This window comes from Limnohabitans sp., assembly GCF_044373035.1.
GTDB lineage: Bacteria > Pseudomonadota > Gammaproteobacteria > Burkholderiales > Burkholderiaceae_C > Limnohabitans_A.
This window is the reverse complement of record NZ_JBILQU010000128.1, coordinates 1-6,586: the sequence shown is the minus strand read 5'-3', so window position 1 is coordinate 6,586 and position 6,586 is coordinate 1. Positions and strand designations below refer to the sequence as shown.

9 protein-coding genes are annotated in these 6,586 nt (G+C 63.3%); 3 read left to right on the top strand and 6 right to left on the bottom strand.

The features are described 5' to 3' along the window. The 6 genes from ACIQ47_RS13930 to ACIQ47_RS13905 all read right to left on the bottom strand — a co-directional run. A partial coding sequence (locus tag ACIQ47_RS13930) for a phosphoglycerate kinase (protein WP_396438689.1) occupies positions 1-988 on the bottom strand: 988 nt, incomplete at its 3' end. A gap of 199 nt (positions 989-1,187) precedes the next feature. Continuing rightward, complete coding sequence (locus ACIQ47_RS13925) at positions 1,188-1,523, bottom strand: AzlD domain-containing protein (RefSeq protein WP_396438688.1); 336 nt, start codon at positions 1,521-1,523, stop codon at positions 1,188-1,190. Then, positions 1,520-2,251 (bottom strand): AzlC family ABC transporter permease, encoded by a 732-nt coding sequence (locus tag ACIQ47_RS13920; RefSeq protein WP_396438687.1) that lies wholly within the window; start codon positions 2,249-2,251, stop codon positions 1,520-1,522. The genes ACIQ47_RS13925 and ACIQ47_RS13920 overlap by 4 nt, the downstream gene beginning before the upstream one ends. Next, complete coding sequence (gene fmt, locus ACIQ47_RS13915; RefSeq protein WP_396438686.1) at positions 2,251-3,225, bottom strand: methionyl-tRNA formyltransferase; 975 nt, start codon at positions 3,223-3,225, stop codon at positions 2,251-2,253. Before fmt ends, ACIQ47_RS13920 begins: the two co-directional genes overlap by 1 nt. 7 nt (positions 3,226-3,232) lie before the next feature. Continuing rightward, the gene (gene def, locus ACIQ47_RS13910) at positions 3,233-3,739 is read right to left on the bottom strand and encodes a peptide deformylase (RefSeq protein ID WP_396438685.1); all 507 of its coding nucleotides are present in this window, start codon (positions 3,737-3,739) and stop codon (positions 3,233-3,235) included. Positions 3,740-3,802: 63 nt separating this feature from the next. After that, on the bottom strand, positions 3,803-4,576 hold the full coding sequence (locus ACIQ47_RS13905) for an amidotransferase (RefSeq protein ID WP_396438684.1): 774 nt from the start codon (positions 4,574-4,576) through the stop codon (positions 3,803-3,805). A 105-nt stretch (positions 4,577-4,681) separates the two neighbouring features. Between ACIQ47_RS13905 and ACIQ47_RS13900 the strand changes: the two genes are divergently transcribed. The 3 genes from ACIQ47_RS13900 to dprA all read left to right on the top strand — a co-directional run. After that, positions 4,682-4,969, top strand: coding sequence for a BrnT family toxin (locus ACIQ47_RS13900; protein ID WP_396438690.1), 288 nt, complete (start codon positions 4,682-4,684; stop codon positions 4,967-4,969). Further along, entirely contained in the window at positions 4,929-5,225 is a 297-nt protein-coding gene (locus tag ACIQ47_RS13895; protein WP_396438683.1) for a BrnA antitoxin family protein, read from the top strand. The genes ACIQ47_RS13900 and ACIQ47_RS13895 overlap by 41 nt, the downstream gene beginning before the upstream one ends. A gap of 198 nt (positions 5,226-5,423) precedes the next feature. Beyond that, a partial coding sequence (gene dprA, locus ACIQ47_RS13890; protein ID WP_396438682.1) for a DNA-processing protein DprA occupies positions 5,424-6,586 on the top strand: 1,163 nt, incomplete at its 3' end.

The window sequence follows — 6,586 nt, the reverse complement described above, 5'->3', positions numbered from 1 at the left end:
CAAACTCGAACACGCCCACCGGGCCGTTCCACACAATCGTGCCCGCTTGCTTGAGCTGCGCGGCGAGCTGGGCCGCCGTCTCGGGGCCGATGTCCAAAATCATGTCATCGTCGGCCACTTCGGTGGCTTTTTTCACCGTGGCCACGGCGTCGGCCGCAAAAGTTTTGGCCACCACCACATCGGTCGGAATCGGCACTTCGGCCCCACGCGCCTTCATGGCCTCGATCACGGCTTTGGCCTCGCCCACCAAGTCGGCTTCGGCCAAGCTTTTTCCAATGTTCAGACCCGCCGCCAGCATGAAGGTGTTGGCGATGCCGCCGCCCACAATCAACTGGTCCACGTTTTTCGACAGGCTCTTCAAGATGGTCAGCTTGGTGCTGACTTTGCTGCCCGCCACGATGGCGGCCAGCGGGCGCTTTGGATTGGCCAGGGCCTGGCTGATCGCGTCGATCTCGGCCGCCAGCAAGGGGCCCGCGCAGGCGATGGGCGCAAACTGGGCGATGCCGTAGGTGGTGCCTTCGGCGCGGTGGGCGGTGCCAAAGGCGTCGTTCACGTAGATGTCGCACAGCTTGGCCATCTTGCGGGCCAATTCTTGGTCGTTCTTTTTCTCGCCTTTGTTGACGCGGCAGTTTTCGAGCAGCACCACCTGGCCGGGGGCGACGGTGACACCCTCGACCCAATTGGCGACCAAAGACACCCCATTTTCGTAAGGGTGGCCGAGCAGCTCGCCCAAACGTTTGGCCACCGGGGCCAGCGAATCTTCGGGCTTGAACTCGCCCTCGGTTGGGCGGCCCAAGTGCGAAGTCACCATCACGGCCGCACCGGCTGCCAGCGCCATCTGGATGCAGGGCACGCTGGCGCGGATGCGGGTGTCTTCGGTGATGCTGCCGTCATCGGCTTGCGGCACATTCAAGTCGGCGCGGATGAAAACGCGTTGCCCAGCGGCTTGTCCGTTGGCACACAGATCGGAAAAACGGATGACGTTCATGGGGAGGCTTGTCCTGTATCGGGAAATTGGCCTCGATTTTAAAAGCAGTTACAGGGCAACCCATCGCGACCAGGGGCTCGCTCCCACAAGACAAATGCCCCCGGTTTTTGCAGGAGGCCGCCCCTGCGGGCGAATACTTGAAGCGGCACTGCACACATTCGCGAGCGGGGGCTCGCTCCCACGAGGGAAATCGCCTCGATCACCAACCCAGCCCCAGACGCAAAGGCAAATACACCGCCATGCCCACCAGGATCGTGGTCAGCACACCGCGCCGCCAAAAGTAAGCGGCGACACCCGCTGCAGCCGCGTACAAGCGGGCGTCTTGCCAGGTGCTGACCAACTCGCCCTGGACCGTGATGATTTCGGGAATGACCACCGCCGACAACGCCGCAATCGGCGCGTACTGCAGACCGCGCTGCGCCCAGTCGGGCAATTGCCAAAACTGGCTGGAGATGAAAAAGAAACTGCGGGCCACCACCGTGACCACGGCCAGGCCGACGATGACGCCCAAGGTCCACAAATCCGTGCCGTTCATGCCGCCGCCTTGGTTGCAGGTCGGATTTTTTCGACCGTCAGGCACAGGATCACGGCCACCGCAATGGCCACCACGATGTTGAGTTTGAGCGGCAGGTGGTATGCGGCCACTGCGGCCACACCCGCCACCGCTGCCGACAAGATGCGCATGCGCGAGCTGGCCAGCGAGCACTGAATCCCCAGCAAACACAAAATGCCCGCAAAGCCCAAACCCCATTCGGGCGGGATCAGGTTGGCCAGGCCCACGCCCAGCAAACTGGCCACGATCCAGCTGCCCCAGTTGAGGAAGTAATTGCCCGCCAGATAAGCCTCTTGCCCTGTGCGCTCAGCATCTGTGCTGCCAGGTTGCGGGTACTGGCGGATGAACAGCACGTAAGTGATGTCGGCCGTGAAGTAGCCGTGGCACATGCGCTGCCAGCGCGGCAAGTGCATGAGGTAATTGCGCAGGTGCAGGCTGAACACCACAAAGCGCAGGTTCACGCAAAAGCCGGTGGCCAAAATCACCCATGCCGGGGCACCAGCCACCAACAGCGGAATGGCCGCCAGCTGCGAGCTGCCCGCAAACACCAGCATCGTCATGGCCACCGCCTCGAACACGCTCATGCCCGACTTGACCATGGCCACGCCCGTCATCAGGCCCCAAGCTGCCACACCCGGCGCTTGCGGGGCCAAATCGCGAAAGCCTTGCCAGAACTCGGCGCGGCGGTAGAGCGTGGGCCGAAAAAACATCAGGCCACCAAACGCTGGCCAGGCTGCAAAGGGCAACCGCGCAAAAAGTCCGCCGCCCCCAAGCGCTTGCCACCGGGCCGCTGCAACTGCGTCAGGCACAGCTGACCCTCACCGCAGGCCACGCGCACGCCCGAGGCATCGGCGCTGAGCACGGTGCCAGGTTGAGCGGTCTGCACGGACGCTTGCGCCGTGGCTTGCCAGAGCTTGAGGGTTTCCACGCCCGAATCTGTGGTCAATGGCACGGTCATGCCCGGAAACGGATCAAAGGCCCGGATGCGCCGCGCCAGCACCTCGGCGCTCAAGGCCCAGTCCAGCGCCGCTTCGGCCTTGTCGATTTTGTGCGCATAGGTCACGCCTTCATCGGGCTGGGGCTGGTGCGGTAAGGCATCGAGCTTCGCCAGCGCTTGCACGATGGCCTGCCCGCCCAGCCCGGCCAGGCGGTCATGCAGCACGGCGGTGGTGTCGGTGGGCGCGATGGCGCAGGGCAAAACCAGCAACATGTCGCCGGTGTCCAGACCCGCGTCCATCTGCATGATGGTGATGCCGGTTTGCGTGTCACCCGCCTCGATGGCGCGGTGGATCGGCGCGGCACCGCGCCAGCGTGGCAACAAAGAAGCGTGGATGTTCAGGCAACCCTTGGGCGGCAAGGCCAGCACCCACTGCGGCAGGATCAGGCCGTAAGCCGCCACGATCATGGCATCGGCCTGATGGACGAGTTTTGCGTCCAGCAAAGTCAGGCGGGCGGCGGCGGCGTCTTCGGGGTATTTGCCATCGAGCCGCAAGCTGCGCGGCTGGGCCACTGGCACCGCATGGTCCAAGGCCCACTGCTTGACGGGCGAAGGCTGCAATTTCATGCCGCGCCCTGCAGGTCGGTCAGGCTGGGTCAGGACCAGGACGATCTCGTGGCCTGCGGCGTGCAGGGCCGCCATGGCCACCTGCGCAAATTCGGGCGTGCCCGCAAAAATCAGCCGCATGCCGTGCTCAGCGCTCGGCTTTTTGGGCTTTGACCATCTTGGTCTTGATGCGCCCTTGCTTGAGCGGCGAGAGGTATTCCACAAACACCTTGCCCATCAGGTGGTCCAACTCGTGCTGGATGCAGATGGCCAGCATGCCCTCGGCCTCGATGGTGCGGTGTTGGCCGCTGCGGTCCAGGGCCGCCACCTTGACGGCCGTGGCGCGCTCCACGCCATCGTAAATGCCCGGCACCGACAGGCAGCCCTCTTCCCCCTTCACGCGCTCGTCGTTCATCCAGGTGATCTCGGGGTTGATCAACACGATCGGTTGGTTGCGCTCTTCAGAGGTGTCGATCACCACCAGGCGCTCGTGCACATCAATTTGGGTGGCGGCCAAGCCAATGCCGCTGGCCTCGTACATGGTCTCCAGCATGTCGTCGATCAGGGCGTGCACGCGCGCATCCACTGCCTGCACGGGTTTGGCCACCTTGTTCAGGCGGGGGTCGGGGTAGCAAAGAATGGGGAGCAGGGCCATGGTTCAGGAAATCAAAATGGATACCGGGTATTTTCGGTCATTTCAGCCCAGCGCCTGCACGGTTCAAACCGAGAGACCGTACTGCACGAAACGGATCATGAAACGCGCCAGCGCCAGGCCGTCATGGGGCTCGCTCAGACTGCTGATGCTTTGCTCGTAAAGCGGCTCCCCCAGCATGCCTTTTCGCTTGTCCAACAAAAAGGCCGACACCTCGGGTGTGAACTCCGGGTGCGGCTGAATGCAAAACACCTGGTCCCCCAGCGCGTAAGCGGCCACCGGACAATCGGCTTGTGTGGCCAGCAAAGTGGCCCCCGCCGGCAAAGCCAGCACCTGGTCCTGGTGGCTGGCCAGCAAGGCCAATTGGGCTAATTGGACCCCTTGGGCCGCTTGACCTTGTGTCAGCCCCAGGTGCTCGGGCGCGCCCAGCCAGTCGTAAGCCTGCCGCCCAACCCGCCAGCCCCGGGGTGCCCGCTGCACGGGCGCACCCAGACAATGCGCAATCAACTGGTGGCCAAAACACACGCCCAAAAGCTTGTGCTGGTCCTGCAGCAAACGCGCCACCTGCGCGCGCAGGGCCACCACCCAGGGCTCGTCCGAAAAAGCATCGGCGCGGCTGCCGGTCAAAAGCACCGCATCGTAGGCCGCAAAACTGGCCGGGTACTGGCCATGCCGGGCACTGAAGGTGTCGATGCGGCCCTGGTAGCCCGCTTGCGCGAACAAATGCTCAAACATCGCCGCCACCCGCGTGTAACGCTGCGCCAGCGGCGGGTCCAGGTCGTCGTTTTCAAGAATGCACAAGTGCATGTGCGCGGTGGGCGAAGAGGCGATATTGGGCATGGGCAGTCAACTCGTGTGGCCTTGATTTTAGAGACTTGGCAGCGCGTCCAACTCAATAGTCTTGTGCGGTCCAATCAAATCGTTATTACAATATAAAACAGGCACATCGAATTTGATGCCGCCAAAAACCAAGCGAGTGTTGCCAGCCGCAACCTCAGCTTTGAACAGGCGTCTCGCTTCGACTTTGCTACAGCTGTGATTGACCAGGACACGCGCAAGAACTACCCGGAAACTCGATGGGTGGCCATTGGCTTTTTAGACGACCGATTGCACGTCCTGTGCTTCACCCCGGTGGCTGGTGGCATTCGTGTCATCAGCTTTCGCAAGGCCAACGCCAGAGAGGTCAAAGCCCATGACAAAAAAACGCGCACCTTTAGTGGACGAGTCAGGTGAAGTCCGCGAATTGACAGCGGCCGACTTGCGTCACTTCAAACCCGCCGCCCAAGCACTGGATCCCCAGCTCTACAGCGACTTGCTGAAAATGAACGCACGCGCACACCGAGGCCCCCAAAAAGCCCCCGTCAAGCAGGCCACGACCATACGCCTCTCACCCGATGTGATGGCCGCATTCAAGGCCACGGGCGCTGGCTGGCAGACGCGCATCGACAATGCGCTCAAAGACTGGTTGATCACGCATTCGCCTTCATGAACCCTTGAACAACGGCGCGCCATCACGGCCACTTCATGCACCCAGCCCTGTGCCCCTGTGCCACCCAAAACAAGGTTTGATCTGACCCCATGAGTTGCGCTTCGCCGCCTCCTAGGACTTGGCGCGAGCCAGGCTTTGAACCACAATGCTCAGCACAACATGCATTCGACGGCCATTCAGGCCGCACAGGGAGACAACATGGTCAACACCCCCGAGGAATTGGGCGCTTGGTTGCGGCTGGTGCTCACGCCCGGCGTCGGCACCGAAAACGCCAGGCGCTTGCTGGCGGCCTTTGGCGAGCCCGAAGCGATTTTTACGCAAACCGAAACCGCCTTGTGCCAGGTGGTCAGCGCCAAACAGGCGCAGGCGCTGTGCCTCATGCCCGATGGCTGTGCAGCGCTCACGCTTGACACCCTGGAATGGCTGCAAGCGGGCACCGGGCCCGGTCGCTGCGTGCTCACCTTGGGTGACGCCGACTACCCTGCCCCGCTGCTGGACATTCCCGACCCGCCTTTGATGCTCTACGCCATGGGCCAGACGGCGCTTTTGCCCCGGCTGCGGGCCGAGCAAGCGCTGGCCATGGTGGGCAGCCGCAACCCCACGCCCCAGGGTGCCGAGAACGCACGCGCCTTTGCCTGCAGCTTGGCCGCCAGCGGACTGACTGTGGTTTCTGGCCTGGCACTGGGGGTGGACGGTGCATCGCACGAAGGCGCACTGCAGGGCGCAGTGCAAGGGGCTGCGAAGGGGCAACTGGCCACCATCGCCGTGGTCGGCACTGGACTGGACCGCGTCTACCCGCGCCAACACCGTGACCTGGCACACCGTATTGCACAAAACGGGCTGATCCTGAGCGAATACCCGCTGGGCACACCGCCGCTGTCGCCCAACTTCCCGCGCCGCAACCGGCTGATTTCAGGCCTGTCACAAGCCACGCTGGTGGTAGAAGCCGCCCTGCCTTCCGGCTCACTCATCACCGCCAAGCAAGCCCTGGAGCAAGGCCGCGACGTGATGGCGATCCCCGGCTCCATCCACGCCACCCAATCCAAAGGCTGCCACGCGCTCATCAAACAGGGCGCCAAACTGGTCGAGTCGGCGCAAGATGTGCTGGAAGAGATGCGCCTGCCTGCACCCGTCGCGCAAAAAAAGTTGGATCTGACTGAGCCATCGACAGAAGATGCGTCGTCAGGCCAAGACCCCGAACGCGCCCTGCTGCGCGCCCTGGGTCACGACCCCGTCGGCCTGGACGCTCTGCAAGCGCGCTGCGGCTGGCCCACGGCCCAACTGCAGGCGCAGCTGTTGGAGCTGGAGTTAATGGGGCAAGTCGGGCGACTGCCCGGGGGCTTGTTTCAGCGCATGGGGTC